Origin of the sequence: Bacillus sp. FSL R5-0416 (genome assembly GCF_037975425.1) — a bacterium.
Classification (GTDB): domain Bacteria; phylum Bacillota; class Bacilli; order Bacillales; family Bacillaceae; genus Bacillus; species Bacillus subtilis.
Genome location: NZ_CP150252.1, coordinates 439,701 through 457,043, shown reverse-complemented (window position 1 = coordinate 457,043; position 17,343 = coordinate 439,701). Strand labels below are relative to the sequence as shown.

General features: G+C 47.1%; 21 protein-coding genes. 5 read left to right on the top strand and 16 right to left on the bottom strand.

What is annotated here, in order from left to right; translation table 11 throughout:
- Nucleotides 1-3: 3 nt before the first annotated feature.
- The 9 genes from NYE20_RS02340 to NYE20_RS02300 all read right to left on the bottom strand — a co-directional run bounded on the left by NYE20_RS02340 (nucleotide 4) and on the right by NYE20_RS02300 (nucleotide 7,426).
- The gene (locus NYE20_RS02340) at nucleotides 4-249 is read right to left on the bottom strand and encodes a YczI family protein (RefSeq protein WP_003240256.1); all 246 of its coding nucleotides are present in this window, start codon (nucleotides 247-249) and stop codon (nucleotides 4-6) included.
- 172 nt (nucleotides 250-421) lie between these two features.
- Nucleotides 422-1,063: a spore germination lipase LipC gene (gene lipC, locus NYE20_RS02335; RefSeq protein ID WP_103803490.1), complete on the bottom strand. Its 642-nt coding sequence runs from the start codon at nucleotides 1,061-1,063 to the stop codon at nucleotides 422-424.
- A gap of 63 nt (nucleotides 1,064-1,126) precedes the next feature.
- Nucleotides 1,127-1,879: an IclR family transcriptional regulator gene (locus NYE20_RS02330; protein WP_003246517.1), complete on the bottom strand. Its 753-nt coding sequence runs from the start codon at nucleotides 1,877-1,879 to the stop codon at nucleotides 1,127-1,129.
- 15 nt (nucleotides 1,880-1,894) lie between these two features.
- Nucleotides 1,895-2,902 carry a 5-oxoprolinase subunit PxpC gene (gene pxpC / locus NYE20_RS02325; protein WP_161621783.1) on the bottom strand — a complete coding sequence of 336 codons (1,008 nt, stop codon included), beginning with the start codon at nucleotides 2,900-2,902 and terminating at the stop codon, nucleotides 1,895-1,897.
- A 2-nt stretch (nucleotides 2,903-2,904) separates the two neighbouring features.
- The gene (gene pxpB / locus NYE20_RS02320; RefSeq protein WP_087614299.1) at nucleotides 2,905-3,627 is read right to left on the bottom strand and encodes a 5-oxoprolinase subunit B; all 723 of its coding nucleotides are present in this window, start codon (nucleotides 3,625-3,627) and stop codon (nucleotides 2,905-2,907) included.
- A gap of 44 nt (nucleotides 3,628-3,671) precedes the next feature.
- Entirely contained in the window at nucleotides 3,672-4,445 is a 774-nt protein-coding gene (locus tag NYE20_RS02315; protein ID WP_103803548.1) for a putative hydro-lyase, read from the bottom strand.
- A 23-nt stretch (nucleotides 4,446-4,468) separates the two neighbouring features.
- Nucleotides 4,469-5,683: an NRAMP family divalent metal transporter gene (locus tag NYE20_RS02310; RefSeq protein WP_003234422.1), complete on the bottom strand. Its 1,215-nt coding sequence runs from the start codon at nucleotides 5,681-5,683 to the stop codon at nucleotides 4,469-4,471.
- 14 nt (nucleotides 5,684-5,697) lie between these two features.
- Nucleotides 5,698-6,471 (bottom strand): 5-oxoprolinase subunit PpxA, encoded by a 774-nt coding sequence (gene pxpA / locus NYE20_RS02305; RefSeq protein ID WP_103803491.1) that lies wholly within the window; start codon nucleotides 6,469-6,471, stop codon nucleotides 5,698-5,700.
- A gap of 205 nt (nucleotides 6,472-6,676) precedes the next feature.
- Nucleotides 6,677-7,426 (bottom strand): phosphoglycolate phosphatase, encoded by a 750-nt coding sequence (locus NYE20_RS02300; protein WP_003234424.1) that lies wholly within the window; start codon nucleotides 7,424-7,426, stop codon nucleotides 6,677-6,679.
- A gap of 132 nt (nucleotides 7,427-7,558) precedes the next feature.
- Here NYE20_RS02300 and NYE20_RS02295 point away from each other — a divergent pair, with 132 nt between their 5' ends.
- Nucleotides 7,559-7,723 (top strand): hypothetical protein, encoded by a 165-nt coding sequence (locus NYE20_RS02295; RefSeq protein ID WP_003234425.1) that lies wholly within the window; start codon nucleotides 7,559-7,561, stop codon nucleotides 7,721-7,723.
- Between the two features lie 32 nt (nucleotides 7,724-7,755).
- Here the strand turns inward: NYE20_RS02295 and NYE20_RS02290 are convergent, their stop codons facing one another.
- The gene (locus NYE20_RS02290) at nucleotides 7,756-8,148 is read right to left on the bottom strand and encodes a 3-hydroxyacyl-ACP dehydratase FabZ family protein (protein ID WP_161621351.1); all 393 of its coding nucleotides are present in this window, start codon (nucleotides 8,146-8,148) and stop codon (nucleotides 7,756-7,758) included.
- Nucleotides 8,149-8,233: 85 nt separating this feature from the next.
- Between NYE20_RS02290 and NYE20_RS02285 the strand changes: the two genes are divergently transcribed.
- Nucleotides 8,234-8,842, top strand: coding sequence for a dienelactone hydrolase family protein (locus tag NYE20_RS02285; RefSeq protein WP_339184391.1), 609 nt, complete (start codon nucleotides 8,234-8,236; stop codon nucleotides 8,840-8,842).
- Between the two features lie 68 nt (nucleotides 8,843-8,910).
- On the opposite strand, the gene lepB is transcribed toward NYE20_RS02285, so the two are convergent.
- The 6 genes from lepB to NYE20_RS02255 all read right to left on the bottom strand — a co-directional run bounded on the left by lepB (nucleotide 8,911) and on the right by NYE20_RS02255 (nucleotide 14,304).
- The gene (gene lepB / locus NYE20_RS02280) at nucleotides 8,911-9,474 is read right to left on the bottom strand and encodes a signal peptidase I (protein ID WP_046160062.1); all 564 of its coding nucleotides are present in this window, start codon (nucleotides 9,472-9,474) and stop codon (nucleotides 8,911-8,913) included.
- A 133-nt stretch (nucleotides 9,475-9,607) separates the two neighbouring features.
- On the bottom strand, nucleotides 9,608-10,672 hold the full coding sequence (locus tag NYE20_RS02275; RefSeq protein WP_003234436.1) for a tartrate dehydrogenase: 1,065 nt from the start codon (nucleotides 10,670-10,672) through the stop codon (nucleotides 9,608-9,610).
- A gap of 90 nt (nucleotides 10,673-10,762) precedes the next feature.
- The gene (locus NYE20_RS02270; protein WP_161621349.1) at nucleotides 10,763-11,884 is read right to left on the bottom strand and encodes a mannitol-1-phosphate 5-dehydrogenase; all 1,122 of its coding nucleotides are present in this window, start codon (nucleotides 11,882-11,884) and stop codon (nucleotides 10,763-10,765) included.
- Nucleotide 11,885: 1 nt separating this feature from the next.
- Nucleotides 11,886-12,317, bottom strand: coding sequence for a PTS sugar transporter subunit IIA (locus NYE20_RS02265; protein ID WP_003246714.1), 432 nt, complete (start codon nucleotides 12,315-12,317; stop codon nucleotides 11,886-11,888).
- A 24-nt stretch (nucleotides 12,318-12,341) separates the two neighbouring features.
- The gene (locus NYE20_RS02260) at nucleotides 12,342-13,778 is read right to left on the bottom strand and encodes a PTS mannitol transporter subunit IICB (protein WP_161621348.1); all 1,437 of its coding nucleotides are present in this window, start codon (nucleotides 13,776-13,778) and stop codon (nucleotides 12,342-12,344) included.
- Nucleotides 13,779-13,950: 172 nt separating this feature from the next.
- A complete protein-coding gene (locus NYE20_RS02255) occupies nucleotides 13,951-14,304 on the bottom strand; it encodes a hypothetical protein (protein WP_003234445.1) in 354 nt (117 codons plus the stop codon).
- Between the two features lie 164 nt (nucleotides 14,305-14,468).
- On the opposite strand from NYE20_RS02255, the gene ycnK reads away from it, so the two are divergent.
- Genes ycnK through NYE20_RS02240 form a run of 3 tightly spaced genes read left to right on the top strand, consistent with a single transcriptional unit; the run spans nucleotide 14,469 to nucleotide 17,328 of the window.
- On the top strand, nucleotides 14,469-15,041 hold the full coding sequence (gene ycnK, locus NYE20_RS02250) for a copper uptake transcriptional regulator YcnK (RefSeq protein ID WP_015252812.1): 573 nt from the start codon (nucleotides 14,469-14,471) through the stop codon (nucleotides 15,039-15,041).
- Nucleotides 15,042-15,075: 34 nt separating this feature from the next.
- The gene (gene ycnJ, locus NYE20_RS02245) at nucleotides 15,076-16,701 is read left to right on the top strand and encodes a copper transporter YcnJ (protein WP_085186770.1); all 1,626 of its coding nucleotides are present in this window, start codon (nucleotides 15,076-15,078) and stop codon (nucleotides 16,699-16,701) included.
- Between the two features lie 12 nt (nucleotides 16,702-16,713).
- Nucleotides 16,714-17,328, top strand: coding sequence for a DUF1775 domain-containing protein (locus NYE20_RS02240; RefSeq protein WP_038828443.1), 615 nt, complete (start codon nucleotides 16,714-16,716; stop codon nucleotides 17,326-17,328).
- The last annotated feature ends 15 nt before the right edge of the window (nucleotides 17,329-17,343 follow it).

Genomic DNA, 17,343 nt, shown 5'->3' with positions numbered 1-17,343 from the left:
GATTTATATAATATGAAGTGTAAAACCGATAAGGGAGACAGACCATACAAAAACGGCGGTATAAATATTAAAAGCGCCTGAGCCGTCATTTTCTTTTTTGCGTTCTTCAAGCCCCTGCATAAACATGACCGCGCCAAGAAAGACGAGCATGACCGATTGGATAACAGAGGTGTGTTCCGTATAGTTAAAAGCAATAAGCGCCAGTATAATAATGATAACCGCAAAAGACATTTTAAAAATCCGAAACAAAAGGACCATCCTTCCTTATATACGAAATATTGAACGTTATGGCTATATTTGCCTACGTCCTCCATTATTCTAGCGCACTTTGTTTGTCTGTAGAACAGAAGACAGAGAATTTTAAGTTTCTTTTAATATTTCGATCACACATAAAAAACGCGCCTGTCATGAGGCGCGTTTTTTATGAAACTGATAGTTCTTTATAGCCTAGCTTGTGAACGGCTTCAGCCATCGCTTGATAGCCTTTGCAGTTCGGATGGACACCGTCAAAGGACAGATATTCCCGCTCCTTGCCTTTGAAGATGCTATAGGCATCCGCGATTTTGACATGGGGTGCTGATGCAAGTGTTTCTAAATGTGAATTAAAGGATGTGATCCATTTGCCGGCGATTTCAATGCCGGGAAACGGATTGTATAAGTTGAACACTCGGATGGCGTACGGGGAAGGTTTTTCTCCTTTAATCTCGGCGATTTTGGCAATCATCTTTTCAAAATTCTCATGGCAATGGGCGGATACACGGCTGAAAATCGTTTCATCCTTAGAGGTTTGGTAGGCTAAGACCGAATCGATGAGATCGTTTCCGCACCCTGTGATCGTTATCATATCAGCATCTCGAATGCATTTTTGCACATAGGGATTTGACAGGAGTCCCAAAATCTCTTCTGTATTCAGGCCTGATCTGGCAAATATGTTTATTGCCGTTCTTGTTTTCAAGTCAGCTTCCATCATGTCCCCAAAACGCTGGACGAAGCCGGGTGAAAACAGCCCGGAGCCTCTCCCTGTCGTCAAGGAATCGCCCAGAGCTGTATATCGAAGCACCATGTTCTTTCCTCCACTCTTGAACGTCGATACGTTAATGTACGCAGCAGAGAAAAGATTGGCTACTTATGTATATCCTATTTTTCTTGAAATCTGTAAAGCGGCGTCCTTCACCTTTTCTGTTAAATAGGGCAGCCTGTCTTCTGTAAATCTCGCTTCAAAGCCTGCAATGCTAATGCCGGCTGCCACCTGGCGCTCATGGTTAAAGATCGGGGCGCCGATCGCCGCCGTATAGTTTTCGAGCTCTGAATAGCTGACAGTATAGCCATTTTGCACAGAGGCATCAATCTCCTGAAGCAGTTTTTCGGGATCGGTAATCGTTCCGGAGCCAATCGAAATGAGCTCGGTTTGTTTGATGTATGCTTCGATTTCTTCACGGGGAAGAAAGGACAGAATGCTTCTGGCGCACGCTCCCGCGTATAGGGGAGAACGCCTGCCGATCGCTGTATACAGCCGCACAGTCTGTGTCCCTTCTATTTTCTCAACGTATATCGCTTCATTGCCGTCCCTCATGATCAACTGCACGGCCTCATCCACTTCCCGGCACAGCTCTTCCATCACCGGTTTCGCTATTTTTCTGATATCCAGCCTGTCAGCGACAAGCTGTCCGAATTCCAAAAACACCAATCCCAGCGAATAAGCGCCGGACGCATCCCGACTGAGGAACCCCATTTCCTCCAAGGAGCTGACCATCCGGTGAACAGAGGTCTTCGGCATTCCCGTCAGCGACACCAGTTCACTTAAGGTTAGGCTTGGTTTATGCAAAAACAAATTAAGCAGCGCCATAGATTTGACTACGGTTTTATTTTTATTCTGCATCATTCATCCCCTTTGCTATGTCAGCCATTCCATCTTCATTCTCGTTTTCAGTTCTTTTATATGCTGTTCCCGTTCTACCGCAAGCGCTTCTGCCTCCTGAAGGGACACAGGCTCAAACTGAACGTGCTCGCCCGGCATGATTTGGGAAACAATCGGAAGATCAGCGGATATGATGTGCGCGATCCTCGGATAGCCGCCAGTCGTCTGCCGGTCTGCAAGCAGGATAATCGGGTTGCCGTCAGGCGGCACCTGAACTGTTCCGAATGAAACCGCTTCCGACACCATCTCAAGCGGGGCCTTCAGTTCGAGCGGTTCTCCTTTGAGCCTGTAGCCCATACGGTCGGACTGCGGTGTGACACGAAATGCTTCTTCATAAAAACGCGTTTTTGATTCTTCTGTGAAAAAGGCAAATTGCTTTCCTTCCAGCACCCGAATGACGGGATTCTTCTTCAATGGCAGAAATCTGCCGCGGCTGACTGACCACTTCGGTGCTGCAAATCCCTGATTTCCAAGCTGCGAACTTAAGCGGGAAAGGATGGTTTGCGAAAGAGCTGACATCTCTCCAATGTTCAGTTCATCTTCTTTTTGAAGCGCTCTGCCATGAAGTCCGCCGATGTTTCCTCTGACGTATGTGCTTTTACTTTCCATGACGGCAGGCACCTCAATGCCGCCGGCTGCCGCCAAATAAGCACGGCTGCCGAGTTTGCAGGGGCCAAAGCTGACCGTGCTGTTTTCCTTGATGAGCACAGGCTTCCATAAAGGCGCTTCCTCGTCATTAATACGCAGCGTGAAGTCCGCCCCTGTCACAGCAATCAGTGTCTGTTTTGAAAAATGAAACGACGGACCGGGCCCCATCATCGTTATTTCGAGACCTGCTTCATTTTCGCCGTTTCCTATCAACAGATTGGCAATGCGCAGTGAAACCGTATCCATAGCGCCGCTGGCCAGAACGCCGTATTTTTGGTAACCCGTTCTGCCTATATCCTGAACCGTTGTGAGCAGTCCGGGCTTTAATACTTTCATGCTCAATTGGACTCCTCCTTATAGGCGTGATAGTCTTTTTCTGAGATGCGAACGAATTTCACAATATCTCCCGCCCGCAGCAATGTCGGCGGGTTTTCCTGCGGCCGGAAAAGAGCGAGCGGCGTTTTGCCGATCAGCTGCCAGCCGCCCGGCGTTGAAATCGGATAAACGCCTGTCTGCAATCCCGCAATACCGACCGAACCTGCGGGAATCGACGGTCTTGGCGATGATTTTCTCGGAGCTGCAATGCGTTTTGACATCCCGCCTAGAAAAGGAAAACCGGGCGCGAAGCCAAGCATATACACCACATATTCCCCGTTTGTATGAATGTCGATTACTTCCTCCGGTGACAGTTGATTGATCTTCGCCACCTCTTCTAAATCCGGACCGAATTCACCGCCATAGCAAACGGGAATTTCTACAATACGGCGGTTGACCTCATAGTCTTCGGCTATTTCTACCAGCCGCTCTTCGACATCGCGCTTGACCTTCTCAAAAGGTGAGCTTATGCCTTGAGGCAAATGCTTGTACACTTCATACATATCATAAAATACGGTTAGACTTGTAAAAGCCGGGATACATTCAATGAATCCCGGAAATGGCTGTTCTTCTATATAAGCGGCCGCGGCATGGACAATGCCGTTGACCTGTTCGTTGATTTCTTCTCCGAATCGGATCATCATTGCAGAATCACCGAGCTGTTCGATTTGATATCGTACAGTCATCTTTCTCACCTCTTTTATTTCTCGTTCATCAGGATGACGAGAGGTTACAGCACCGCAAGCGACTCGTCTCGAATATCTGTGATGAGCATATGCCCCGGCGCATGTGTGATGACCATTTCAGGCTTTACATTCATAGCCACGGCTTGCGGGGTCACCCCGCATGCCCAAAAAACAGGAACCTCGCCGTCACGAATGGAAACGGCATCTCCGAAATCCGGTTTCCTGAGATCGCGAATCCCGATTGCTCCCGGATTGCCGATATGGATCGGCCCTCCGTGCACAGCCGGAAAACGCGAGGTCACTTGCGCGGCACGTACAGCCAGCCGTTCAGGAACCGGCCTCATGCTGACAACCATCTGTCCGTGAAACGCCCCCGCCGGAACACAATCGATATTCGTTTTATACATCGAGACGTTTGTCCCCTCATCAATATGCCGGACAGCTATCCCATTATTGATCAGTGCCTGTTCAAAGGAGAAACTGCATCCGATCAGAAAGCCGACAAAATCGTCCTCCCAGTATGGCGTAATATCAGATACTTCTTCCGATAAGATACCGTGCCTGTAAATACGGTATTTCGGAAAGTCCGTTCTGATATCAGCATCAGGCGCAGCCAGAGACGGCACAGGCGAACCTGCTTCAGTCACATCCAGCACGGGGCAGGGCTTTTGATTTCGCTGGCAAAACAGCAGAAAATCAAAAGCAAGGTCCTTTTTCAAAACCACAAGATTCGCTTGGGCGTAGCCGCCGGACATGCCTGCGGTCGGCCCGTTTATTTTCCCCTCTCGTATCAGGGCGCGTACATCCTTTGGCGCCATTTTGTTTAATTGCTCCACTTATATCAGCTCCACAATTGAGGAAGTTGTGTACATAACGTGTAGATTCCCATAACTGCCATTACAATCACTACAAGCGCGCCTGTGCTTGTCAGCCAAAGCGGATGCTTATAATCACCGACAATGTTTTTCTTATAGGCGGCAACAAGCAGCGTTCCGAGCGCAATCGGCAGAATTAAGCCGTTCAGTGAACCGACAAGGACGAGGATCTTCGCAGGCTGGCCGATTGTGACAAAAGCTAACGTAGAAACCACAATAAATCCGATAATAATACCGCGTGAATTCTTTTCAATTTTTGGAGAAAAGGTTTTGAAAAATGAAACAGATGTATAGGCTGCTCCAATAACAGACGTAATCGCCGCAGACCACATGATCAATCCGAAAATTTTATAACCGACATTTCCAGCAGCCAGCTTGAAGACAGAAGCCGCCGGGTTGCTTTCATCGATGTGCAGGCCTTTCGATACAACGCCTAGAACCGCAAGAAAAAGAGCGATACGCATGACAGATGTAATTAAAATGCCGACAACCGAGCTTTTTGTCACCTGCGGAATGGATTCCTTCCCTTTAATTCCGGCATCAAGCAAACGGTGTCCCCCGGCAAATGTGATATAACCGCCGACGGTTCCGCCCACTAGGGTGACAATGGCAAATATGCTGATGTGTTCCGGGACGAATGTATTTGCGACTGCCTGTCCGACCGGAGGAGCTGTCGTCGCCGCAACGTAGACCGTTAAAATAATCATCACGAACCCCGCGATTTGCGTAAAACGGTCCATCGCTTTTCCTGCTTCCTTGATGACAAAAATCAAAATGGCGATAACGGCACTGATTAAAGCGCCTGTTTCAGGTGTAATGCCGAACAGCACCTGAAGTCCCAGCCCGGCCCCTCCGATATTCCCAATATTAAAAGCTAGTCCGCCAAGCACGACGAGAATGGCGATGAAATACCCCAGTCCGGGAAGCACCATATTCGCAATTTCCTGACCTCGTTTTCCAGAAACTGCGATGATGCGCCACACATTGGTTTGGGCGAAAATATCTAAAATAATAGAGATTAAGATGACAAAACCGAAGCTTGCTGCGAGTGTGTTTGTGAATGTTGCGGTTTGGGTGAGGAAACCCGGTCCGATTGCTGATGTCGCCATTAAAAAGGCGGCGCCCATCAGCAATGACCAGCTGCCCGCTTTTTTTCCTGCTGTCTTTTTCTGCTGCTCCATCTATTGTTCCTCCTTTATGTTGACTTCTGTTCTGAAATAGCTGTCACTTCAATTCCAGCCGCTTTGAGCTGTTTTCTGATTTTTTGCGCAAATCTCAGCGCATGGGCTCCATCTCCATGAATGCAGACTGTATCTGCTTTTAATGACACATCATGTCCTTGCTGAGATTTGACCGCCCCTTCTTTCACCATTTTGATGACCTGGGTGACGGCGGCATCATCACTTTCAATGAGTGCGTCCGGCTGGGAGCGCGGTGTCAGCGTGCCGTCCGATTGGTATGTTCTGTCGGCGAACACTTCATTTGCGGTCTGAAGTCCGATCCGTTCTCCCGCTTTTACAAGCTCACTCTCAGCAAGACCGAAAAGAATCAGGCCTGGATCAATCTTATAGACAGCTTTCGCGATAGCATCCGACAGTTTTTGATCGACTGCCGCCATATTGTATAAAGCGCCATGCGGCTTGACGTGCTGCATGTGAAGTCCCTCTGCTTTTAGAAAGCCAGAGAGCGCGCCAATTTGATAAACGACAAGATCATACGCTTCCTCAGGAGAAATCGCCATATTGCGGCGCCCAAAACCGAGTAAATCCGGCAAGCCCGGATGCGCACCGATTTTTACGCCTTTTTCCGCTGCAAGCGCGACGGTTTTTCGCATAACACTAGGATCTCCTGCATGAAATCCGCATGCGATATTCGCTGATGTCACATACTCTAAAATATCTTGGTCAAGACCTATCTTGTAGGATCCGAAGCTTTCTCCTAAATCACAGTTTAAATCAATCTGAAACACAGAATCCCTCCTGCCAAAGCAAACGATATGCTTTATGTCATTTATTGTCCCGAAATTCGGAACGACTATTCCGAATTTTTGAACTTTATTTCATTATAAGTGAATCATATCAGTTTGTGAAATACTTTTGTCAGAAAACCTACCATGGTCCCAGAAGAAAACCTGCCAAACTAAAAAAGAGAGTCCATCTTAGGACTCTCTTTTTTTATAGTACCCAATGGCGAATCGCTTTAGCGACACCATCCTCAATATTTGTATCCGTGATATAATCAGCCGTTTCTTTTACGATGTCTTGCGCATTGCCCATTGCGACGCCAAGACCCGCTTCTTTGATCATCGCAATGTCATTAAGGCTGTCGCCCATCGCCATCACATTCTCCATTGTAAAGCCGAGTTTTTCCGTAACCTTGGCAAGGGCTGCAGCTTTGTTGATGCCAAGCGCGTTGACTTCAATGTTTGTCGGACTTGAATTTGTGATTTCGAGCTCTTTGTTTTTTCTCAGCTCCTCAAGCACTTCGTTTCGGATATCGTCATCCTCAATGTCAAAGCCGAATTTGAGCCATTCATGATCCGTAATGTTTTCCGGAAACTCGCCTCTCCATACTTTATTCACCGTAGAAGCCCAGAAATTAGTGTTGTGCTTATTCCGCAAATCCCACATCATTTGAATATGGTCCGTATGAAGCAGCTTCCGTTCCACCAAATTAAAATTCGAATCCCAAATTTCACTGCCGTTTGCCGTGATTAGAAAGGATGACAGCTTTAGCGATTCCGCCAGCTCCCGGCACGTCATCAGCGTCCGGCCCGTGCTGATCACCACATACACACCTTTATCCTCCGCTTCACGAATGGCTTTGCGGTTTTCATCCGAGATCAGCTGCTCGTCGTTCAGCAGTGTACCATCCATATCAATTGCGATCAGCTTGATATCTACATCTTCTCTTTGAACAGACATATATGTACCTCTCTTTATCTTTTTGTTGTGCTTCTCTATATTCTAATACATTATACCCAGCGGGACAAAAAAGCGATTTCCTATGTTTGAGGAGAATGGATAAGAGGAAAACAAACGGTGAGGTGATCAAACATGACAGAAAAAAAACAGCAAAACAAACCAAATGAAAACCCCGAGCACAACGACTTAACCGATCCGATTCCTAATGAAGAGCTGAAGGAAAATATGAATGATGAAAAACACAAACGCCAGCAAAGAGATAACTCTCAAAGCGAACGGGATTACGACACAAAATAGAACCCCTCACAAAATGTTGTGAAGGGTTTTTTTCATTTTTCAATATAGATGCCGATTTCAGCTTCAGCAACAGGCTGCTCTCCAACTGACGCCTTGGCATGTCCGAACACAAACCCGCGCCGATTGCGCTGGACTTCAAACGTAAGATCAAGCCGGTCACCAGGCACAGCTTCTCCCAGCTTTTCCGCTTTCTTCACCGAAGACAATAATCCCAAGCTGTTCTCATCTGTAATTCCTGTAAAAGCCGCGGTTTGCGCAAGCGCTTCAATCACAAGTGAAAACGGCATTTCTGTTTGCGTATCAGTAATAAACCAATCGTTCTCACTAATCAGCTTATAAGCTGCCGCATGTTTGCCGGGCTCGCTGTCCGTCACGCCATCAATAAACAAAAATGGATAGCGGTGAGGCAAAGATAATGAGTTCATTTTATATCTCCTTTTTTTGACCATTATATCTCAGCCTAAAGTGAAACGATAGGATATAATGGAAAAAACACAAAAGGAGGCCGTTATGTCCCCAAAACCGCTTGTCATTCTCGTACACGAAATATACGGTGTAAACAGCCATATGAAAAAGATGGGCCGGCTGATCAAAATGGCTGGATATGATGTGTTGACGCCCAACCTGCTCGGCGAGGATGAAGTCTACACACTGCAAGAAGAAAAAACGGCATACGAACAATTTACAAAACACGAACGGCTGAAAACGGGAGAAACCATCATCCAGAATTTGATCAGACAAAACGCCGGACGGCACATCTTTGTGATTGGATTCAGCGTGGGGGCTACTATCGCATGGAAATGCAGCAGTATGCCTGAGGTGAGCGGATCGGTTTGTTATTACGGTTCCCGGATACGCGACTCTCTTCATCACGTGCCAGCCTGCCCGGTCCTATTGTTTTTCTCTAATTATGAGCCGTCGTTTGACGTAGCGCTTCTTATCAAAAAACTGCGGGAAAAACAGCATACCCATCTTGAGATTTATCAATTCGATGCGCTTCACGGCTTCGCCAATCCTGATTCTGTTTATTTCAACAGGGCCCTTTTCTTCAAAACGCTCTCTATCATAAAAAACGGGGCGGAAAAAAGGCTCCGCCCTGTTTCATCAGAAATTTTTTAATCGCTTACAGTGCTTTATTATCGCGTGTTTTGGTTCCTTACGTCCCATGTTCTTTGTTGCACTGAGTTTTATTTTGCCTGTCTCATCTCACCGAATGGATAAAAGACGAGAGATTCAGTACCGATGATATCGTCCTCAGAAGGCATGCCCATTCCGTTTCTGCTATCCAGTGAATTGAGACGGTTATCTCCCATCACAAAATATTTACCGGTAGGAACCTCAACCTCGAAGTCACCCGTTAAGGTTACACCCGACTCTTTGACCTCCTGTTTATATTCCTTTAAGTATGGTTCTTCCACCTTTTTATCATTTATGTATAGCTGATCATTTTTCATTTTAATGCTGTCACCAGGCAAACCGATTAAACGTTTGACAAATGAGCGGCCGCTCTTTTTGTCATGAATGACTATGATGTCGCCTCTGTGAAACCCGCCAGTCCATTTGACTGCTTTATCAACCAGTATTCTTTCTGAGTCTTTAAGCGTTGGGGCCATTGATGATCCTTCAATAAGAAAAGGCTTGTAAAACACCAATCTGATCGTAAAAATGAGAGCTGCGATCATAATGATACTGAGTACAACGATCGTTTTGATTTTTCTTTTTTTCTTTAACGTGATTGTTTTTGCATTCAACTTCCTTCACCCGATGCTTTCCTAAGAATTCCAAATTATTATACAGCATTTGGATCTGCTTGGTTAGACTTTCGTGGAAATTTTCGTAAGGAAATGGACAGGCCCGGGCAGCCATCTGCCCCGGCCTGATTCATCAGAGCTTTCTTAAGCGCGAACAGATTTCATCAGTGACCTCAGCCGTTGTGCTTTGTCCCCCAATGTCGCGTGTTTTGATGCCGTCGGCAGTCACTTGCTCCATTACATCCAGAATTTTCGCCCCCAGCTCTTCCTCTCCGAAGTGGTCGAGCATCAGCTTCGCTGTCCAAATCTGGCCAATCGGATTGGCAAGGCCCTGTCCGGCAATGTCAGGAGCTGAGCCGTGAACCGGTTCAAACATGGACGGATATTTGCCGGATGGATTGATGTTCGCAGAAGGCGCAATGCCGATGCTTCCCATCAGGCTTGAGCTGATGTCGGTTAAAATATCACCGAACAAGTTGCTCGCCACAATGACATCAAACGTTTCCGGACGCGTCACAAAAAAAGCGGCCAGCGCATCAATATGCTGAGATGATGTTTCGATTCCGCTATAATCAGCGGCTGTCTGCTGAAAGACTTCATCCCAAAACGGCATCGCGTGATAAATGCCGTTAGACTTTGTGGCGCTTGTCACATGGCTGCGCCGTTTTTTCGCCAATTCGAAGGCAAAGCGCATGACACGTTCTGTCGCTTTTCTCGTAAACACGGCATTCTGGATGGCGATTTCATCATCGCCTCTGTGAATGCGCCCGCCGACTTCACTGTATTCACCTTCACTGTTCTCGCGAATCACCACGAAGTCAAAATCATTTGGATGCAGAAGCGGCGACGTAATGCCTGCCATTTGTTTGGCGGGTCTCATATTAATGGAAAGCTCAAGCTCCCTCCGGATTTTCAGTAGCAGTCCCCATAACGATATATGATCGGGAACCAGCTTCGGATTTCCGACGGCTCCCAAAAAAACCGCTTCAAATTGAGTAAGCGTATGTATTCCATCTTCGGGCATCATTTTGCCGTGCTCCAAGTAATAATCACAGCTCCATGGAAAAGCCGTGAATGAGAATGACAAACCTCCGTGTACCTCAGCCGCTGTATGAAGCACTTTCTCAGCAGCCGCTACAACCTCTTTTCCTACACCGTCTCCCGGTATTGCCGCAATCTCGAATTGTTTCATTGTCATTCTCCTTCCCCTGTTTTCGTAAGCGCTTTCTATTATACTAGATTGCGAGATAGTAAAAAAAGCCCGTGACATTGTGTCACGGGTGATCGGTTATTGATTAAGTTTCTTTAAAATGATGGCGTGCAACGGTTCATGGGACTGAATGCCGCACACCTCTTGAAGTACGCCGCTGTATCCTTTTTCTTCGATCAGCGCTTGCAGTTCAACCGCTTCAGGGTCACCGGTGAAATCGAAGCGCAGTGCTGCGGCAATTCCTTCCGCCAGTGCATTCGGTTCTTTTATTTTCTTTGCCGGGCCTACAAGCCTATCATTTTCTCCCAGTTTTCTGAGAGGTGACCTCGCTACGCGGGTCACATCGTCCGAAATGAAAGGATTTTCAAAGCGACCGATGATTTTTTTGATATATTGTTCGTGTTCAGTTTGCTTAAAGCCATACGATTTGACGAGATAGTCACCAGTTTCAAGCAGCGCCGAATGAACGACACGGCGGATTTCCGGATGATCGATTGCTTCTTTGACCGTCTTGAGTCCGCGCTGATAGCCGACATACGCTGTCACCGCGTGTCCGGTATTGACCGTAAACAGCTTCCGTTCGATGTACGGCGTTAAATCATCAACAAACAGTGCGCCGTTTATGACTGGTGTTTTCCCTTTAAAGCCTGATTCATCAATGACCCATTCGAAAAATGGTTCAACTGATACTTTCAGCGGGTCTTCATGATGTTGAATCGGCACGATCCGGTCAACGGCAGAATTCGGAAAACCTACCGTTTCACTGATGGATTTCTGCTCTGCTTCCGTTAAATGGCTGTATATCTCTTTCTTTAAGAAGCTGCTTCCGCCAATCATATTTTCGCAGGCAATGATATTCAGTGTGTTTCCAGCGTTTCTCCGTCTTAATCCTTCTGCGATAGACGGAGCAATCAGCTTCAGCACGTTCGGGCCGACAGCTGTTGTGATGAGCGCCGCCTCATTCATCAGCCGGTACAGCTCCTCGGGCTGACTGCCGCTGTTAATCGCGCTGACCGGGCCAATGACCTCTGATGAACGTCCCTCTTCCGCCAGTTCCACTGTGTATTCTTTTTTTTCATTGAGGAGACTGACCATCGTGTCGTTCACATCTGCAAACACCACATCATAGCCGGAGTGGTGAAGCAGCGCGCCGATAAACCCTCTCCCGATATTTCCCGCACCGAAATGTAAGGCGATCATGTCAGTTCACCTCGTTGAAAATGGCGATCAAATCTTCTTCGCTTTTAGCGGAGATCAGGCGTTCAATGTTTTCTTCTTCTGAACAGATAATGGCGATATTAGACAAAATGTCTAAATGCTCATTATTTTTACCCGCAATGCCGAATACCACTTTTGCCGTGTTGCCTTCTCCGTACTCAACGCCCTCTGGAATCTGTATGATTGAAATCCCAGAGTGAAGCACCTCGCTTTTCGCTTCTTCTGTGCCGTGTGGAATGGCAATGAAATTCCCCATAAACGTAGAAGACGTTTCTTCACGTTCAAACATTTTGCTAATGTAATCCTCTGTCACGTAGCCGTTGTCAATCAGCGTCTGGCCTGCCAATTTGATGGCCTCTTCTTTTGATGATACCGTTTGATTGAGTTTAATATTTTCCTTTGCGAGTACTTGCATGAGTATCACTCTCTTTCTATAAGATTACTTTTTCAGCTTTTCAATCAGCTCGTCGTATTTTGGGCTGTTTAAGAAGTTATCCACTGATATGTGCGTCGCGTTCGGCAGCTTTGCTTTCGCGCGGTCTGTTAAATCTTTGTGGGTGATAACAATATCCGCATCGCTTGGCAGATTGTTAATGGCCGTGTTGGTCACACTGATGTCAAGCTCCGCTTTTTTCACTTTGTTTCTTAAGATGGATGCCCCCATGGCACTTGATCCCATTCCCGCATCACACGCAAAGATAATTTTGTTCACGCTTTCAGGAGACAGCTCAGACGCTTCTTCTGCTTTGGCTTGTTCCGCCTCTAAAGCAGCTGCTGCTTGGCTTTTCTTCCCCTTCATGGACTGCATTTTTTCTGTTGCGGCAGCCAGGTCTTCTTCACTAGCTTTTGAGGATTTCAGGATCACTGCTGAAACGATGAACGATACAGCTGCAGCGACCATTACACCCGCCAATACGCCGAAATAGCCTCCTCTTGGCGTCATTGCCATCAATGCGATAATGCTTCCCGGTGACGCTGCCGCGACAAGTCCGGCATTAAAGATCGTAAACGTTAAGAGTCCGCTTGCTCCGCCGGCAATGGCTGCAAGAATCAGGGCCGGTTTCATCAAAATGTACGGGAAGTAAATCTCGTGAATCCCTCCGAAGAAATGGATGATCGCCGCACCGGGAGCCGTTGATTTTGAAGATCCTTTGCCAAAGAACATGTACGCCAGCAAAATGCCGAGCCCCGGTCCAGGGTTTGCTTCTACTAAAAACAGAATTGATTTTCCTGTTTGAGATGCTTGCTCGATTCCGATCGGGCTTAAGATTCCATGGTTTATGGCGTTGTTAAGGAACAACACTTTCGCCGGCTCTACAAAAACACTGGCTACCGGCAGTAAATTAGCGTGTACAATGACTTCCACACCAGCCGCCAGCAATTTATTTAGCGTCAAGACAACCGGGCCGATAGCGTAAAACGCGAGAATCGTTAAAGCCGCGCCGACAATCCCTGCCGTAAAGTTGTTGATCAGCATTTCAAAGCCTTGCTTGACTTTATCCTTGAATAATTTATCAGTCTGTTTAATGAGGTATCCGCCAAGCGGACCCATAATCATTGCGCCTAAAAACATTGGAATATCCGATCCGACAATCACCCCAATTGCCGCTGTCGCTCCGACAACTCCGCCGCGGTGGTCGTAGATCATTTTTCCGCCTGTATACGCTATCAAAAGCGGCAATAAATACGTAATCATCGGGCTGACCAGCGTGTTCAGCTGTTCATTCGGAAACCATCCTGCCGGAATAAACAGCGCGGTAATAATACCCCACGCGATAAACGCGCCGATATTCGGCATGATCATTCCGCTCAAATAACTCCCAAAGCGCTGCACTTTCACTTTCATGCCGCCTTGCTGCTGTTCTTGCTGCTGCATATATAAACCCTCCCTGTTTTGTTTGTCGCTGTAAGATACAAAAATATGTTCAGAGAATGATGCTTCCCTTTGACTCTATGTTAAAACGCTTACAGTCCCTATACAATTGAAAGTAAAGAGGACTTTGGCACATGACTGTGACAATTTTTTAAAAATAAAAAGGCTCCTGATATCAGGAGCCTTTTCTCTTTCCTCTATAAATGATGTTGCCATTTTGAATCACGTACTTTGCAATCATCCGCTCACTCACAATAAAAACGGGATAGGCGCACACAAGCGCAAAAACAGCCATCGGCACGTGCTGTACAGCCGGCAGCATTGAACCTGCCGCATTGCGGAGGAGCAGCAAAAGATAAATGAGCAGCACAATGGCCGCTAATGATACCAGCATAATCGGAGCTGATACTTTATATTCATAAAGCCGTTCCCGGCAGTGTCCGCAGCGAAATTGACAAGGCACATTTGATGATCTGACCATATCGCCTGTCAAAGGTTTGCCGCAGTTCGGGCATGGTGTTTCTTTCATAGGATATTCCTCACTTTCTATTCCATCTGTCTATTATACCAGAGTCCCTTCTGTTTCGTTTTGTTGCTGTTCAACACATTTTCACATTTTTTATCATCCACTTACTTGTCTCCGTCTCTAAAATCCTCTACGCTTAAATAGATCTTAATGAAGAGGGTGTATGAATGCTTCCGATTAATAGACAGCAACACATACTGAAGTGGCTGAAAGAAGAAGGCTCGCTTAGAATTTCTGACATCAGCGCAAGGTTCGGCGTTTCGGAAATGACGGTATATAGAGATGTCAATCAGCTGGTTCAGTCAAATCAGGTCATAAAAACCGCCGGCGGTATCACGCTCCCCGTCCGAACACCTCAAACAGATCATATGTGCAGCTATTGCTTGAAGCCCGTCAATCAAGCTCATTCGGTTCAGCTGATTACGGTAAACCAAGACATTGAACAGCTATGCTGCGCACATTGCGCGTTTTTGCGTTACGCGGATAAAACGGAAGAGGTTTCACACTTGATTTGCAGAGATTTTCTGTTACAGACAACCGTCAGTGCCGGTTCGGCTTATTTCGTCGTAAATGCTGAATTAAACCTGCACTGCTGCCAGCCGCAGGCCATTCCGTTTGCGACACTTGACCATGCCGAACGATTTCAAAAAGGATTCGGCGGAGCCGTCCGCACTTTCGACCAAGCACTGGAAGACATGCTTCAAGACCGAAAGAAACGCTGCACCTGCACCAAGAAATAACACAACACATACAGCGGAAGGTGGTGTCTGAGTGATGAAGCGAAACAGATGGTGGATCATCCTTCTGCTTTTTCTTGTTTTCCTGCCGAAAACAAGCTTTGCTCACGCCTATATTGTTAAATCTTCACCTGGGGAAAACAGCGAATTAAAAAGCGCCCCTGCACAGGTGGAAATCGAATTTAATGAACCGGTTGAAGAAGGGTTTCATTACATTAAAGTCTATAATTCAAACGGCGACCGTGTGGATACGGACAAGACTGAAATCAAAAAAGATAATCATCACATCATGACAGTGAAGCTGAAAAAGAATCTGCCTCATGATGTGTACAGAGCGGAATGGAATGCCGTATCCGCGGACGGGCATCCGGTTTCCGGCGTCATCCCGTTCAGTATCGGGAAAGCGGATGGCGGATTCAGCAGCCAAAAAGCAGCCGATTCAGCGCTGAATCCGGGAACAGCAGCAGATCGCGCGATTCTGTATACAGCCCTATCTCTGTTTAGCGGAACGGTTTTCTTCCATCTTTTCTGGTATAAAGGGAAATCAGAACAGCTCGTCAAACGGACGAGACGTATCCTGACCGGCTCGATCGCAGCACTGGGGCTGGCGCTTTTGCTTCAGCTTCCGATTCAGACAAAAGCGAACGCAGGCGGCGGCTGGGGCAGCGCATTCCAGCCGGGCTACATCAGAGAAACACTGTTTGAGACAGCAGGCGGCTCCATTTGGATCATACAGGCCGCGCTGTTCGTGCTGCTCGCACTGTCTGTCATCCCTGCGATACGGAAAAACCGCTTTTCATCCTTTGGCTATTGGACAGCGCCGCTCATTTTCTTTTTCGGTCTCCTGCTTGCCAAGGCGTTTACCGGGCATGCTGCTGTCGTTGAAGAAAAAACGGTCGGCATTTTGATGGATTTCCTTCATTTAACTTCCGCTTCCATCTGGGTCGGCGGAATAGCGGCACTCGTTTTGCTGCTCTCAAAAGAATGGAGGCAGCCTGACAAAACGCTCGCGTGGGAGACGGTCAGACGGTTCTCTCCATGGGCGCTCACTGCAGTCGGCGTCATTTTGTTTTCAGGCTTGCTCAATGGATTTTTCATCATTCGTTCAATGGATTCACTGTTCCATACAGCGTACGGCCAAGCTCTTTTAGTGAAAAGCGGGCTGTTTGTTTTCATGCTGGTCTTAGGTGCGATTCATTTTCTGCTTACCAGAAAGCAGCGCCGCACAGGAATCAGCCGAACGTTGAAAGCGGAGTGGGCAATCGGCATCGCTGTATTGATCACAGCGGCCGTGTTTACAAGCCTGCCAAGCCCGCCTGAGCCAGCGCCGGAACCGTTCTACCAAACCAAAGCGATTGAGAACGGACAAAGCGTTTCTCTCAGCATCAGCCCAAACCAGCCCGGAAAAAATGTTTTTGAGCTGCGTGTCACCGACCATAACGGAGATCCCGTGAAAAACATCCAGCAAATGACGTTAACCGTTTATAAAACAGGCCTGTCAGGCAGCGAAAACAAAAGCACCTTTACATTAGAAGAAAAAACAAAAGGCGTCTTCCAAGATCAAAACCTGTCGATTAATGAAAAAGGAAACTGGAAGATCAAAGTCCACGGCCTGACCGGCGACTTTAACGAAATCAATATCATGTTTACAAAGACCAATTAAGGAGTGTTTACGTTGTTGAAAAAAATCGCATTGACACTATGTCCGGCTATTGTCGGCTCCCTCTTATTCTTTACGGCCCCTGCCAGCGCGCATGTTTCTGTAAAACCGGCTGAGTCTGCTGCAGGCTCTTGGGAAACGTATACAATGAAGGTTCCTTCTGAGAAGAATCTGCCGACAACGAAGGTTGTCCTCAAAATGCCGAAGGATGTTGAATTCCAGCAATATGAGCCAATTCCGGGCTGGAAGGTTTCCACTCAAAAACATGATGACAAATCAGTGTCCGTGACATGGGAGGCGACTGACGGAGGCATTCAGGAAGGACAGTTCCAGCAGTTTACCTTTGTTGCCAAAAACCCTGACAAAGCGGAGGAAGCTGCTTGGGACGCATACCAATATTACAAAGACGGCAGCATTGTTGAGTGGACAGGTGACGAGGATGCCGATACACCTCATTCCATTACAAACATCACGTCTGCAAAACAAGTGACAGATGAGCACGGCGCCACGAAAACAAAAGACGATTCCGAAAACTCAGGTTCTTCAGCTCTAGACATTACAGCGATTGTGCTGTCTGCGGCTGCCATTATTTTATCTGTAGCAGCGCTTGTTAAGAAAAAGCGTGCATAATAAAAAAAGCGATCC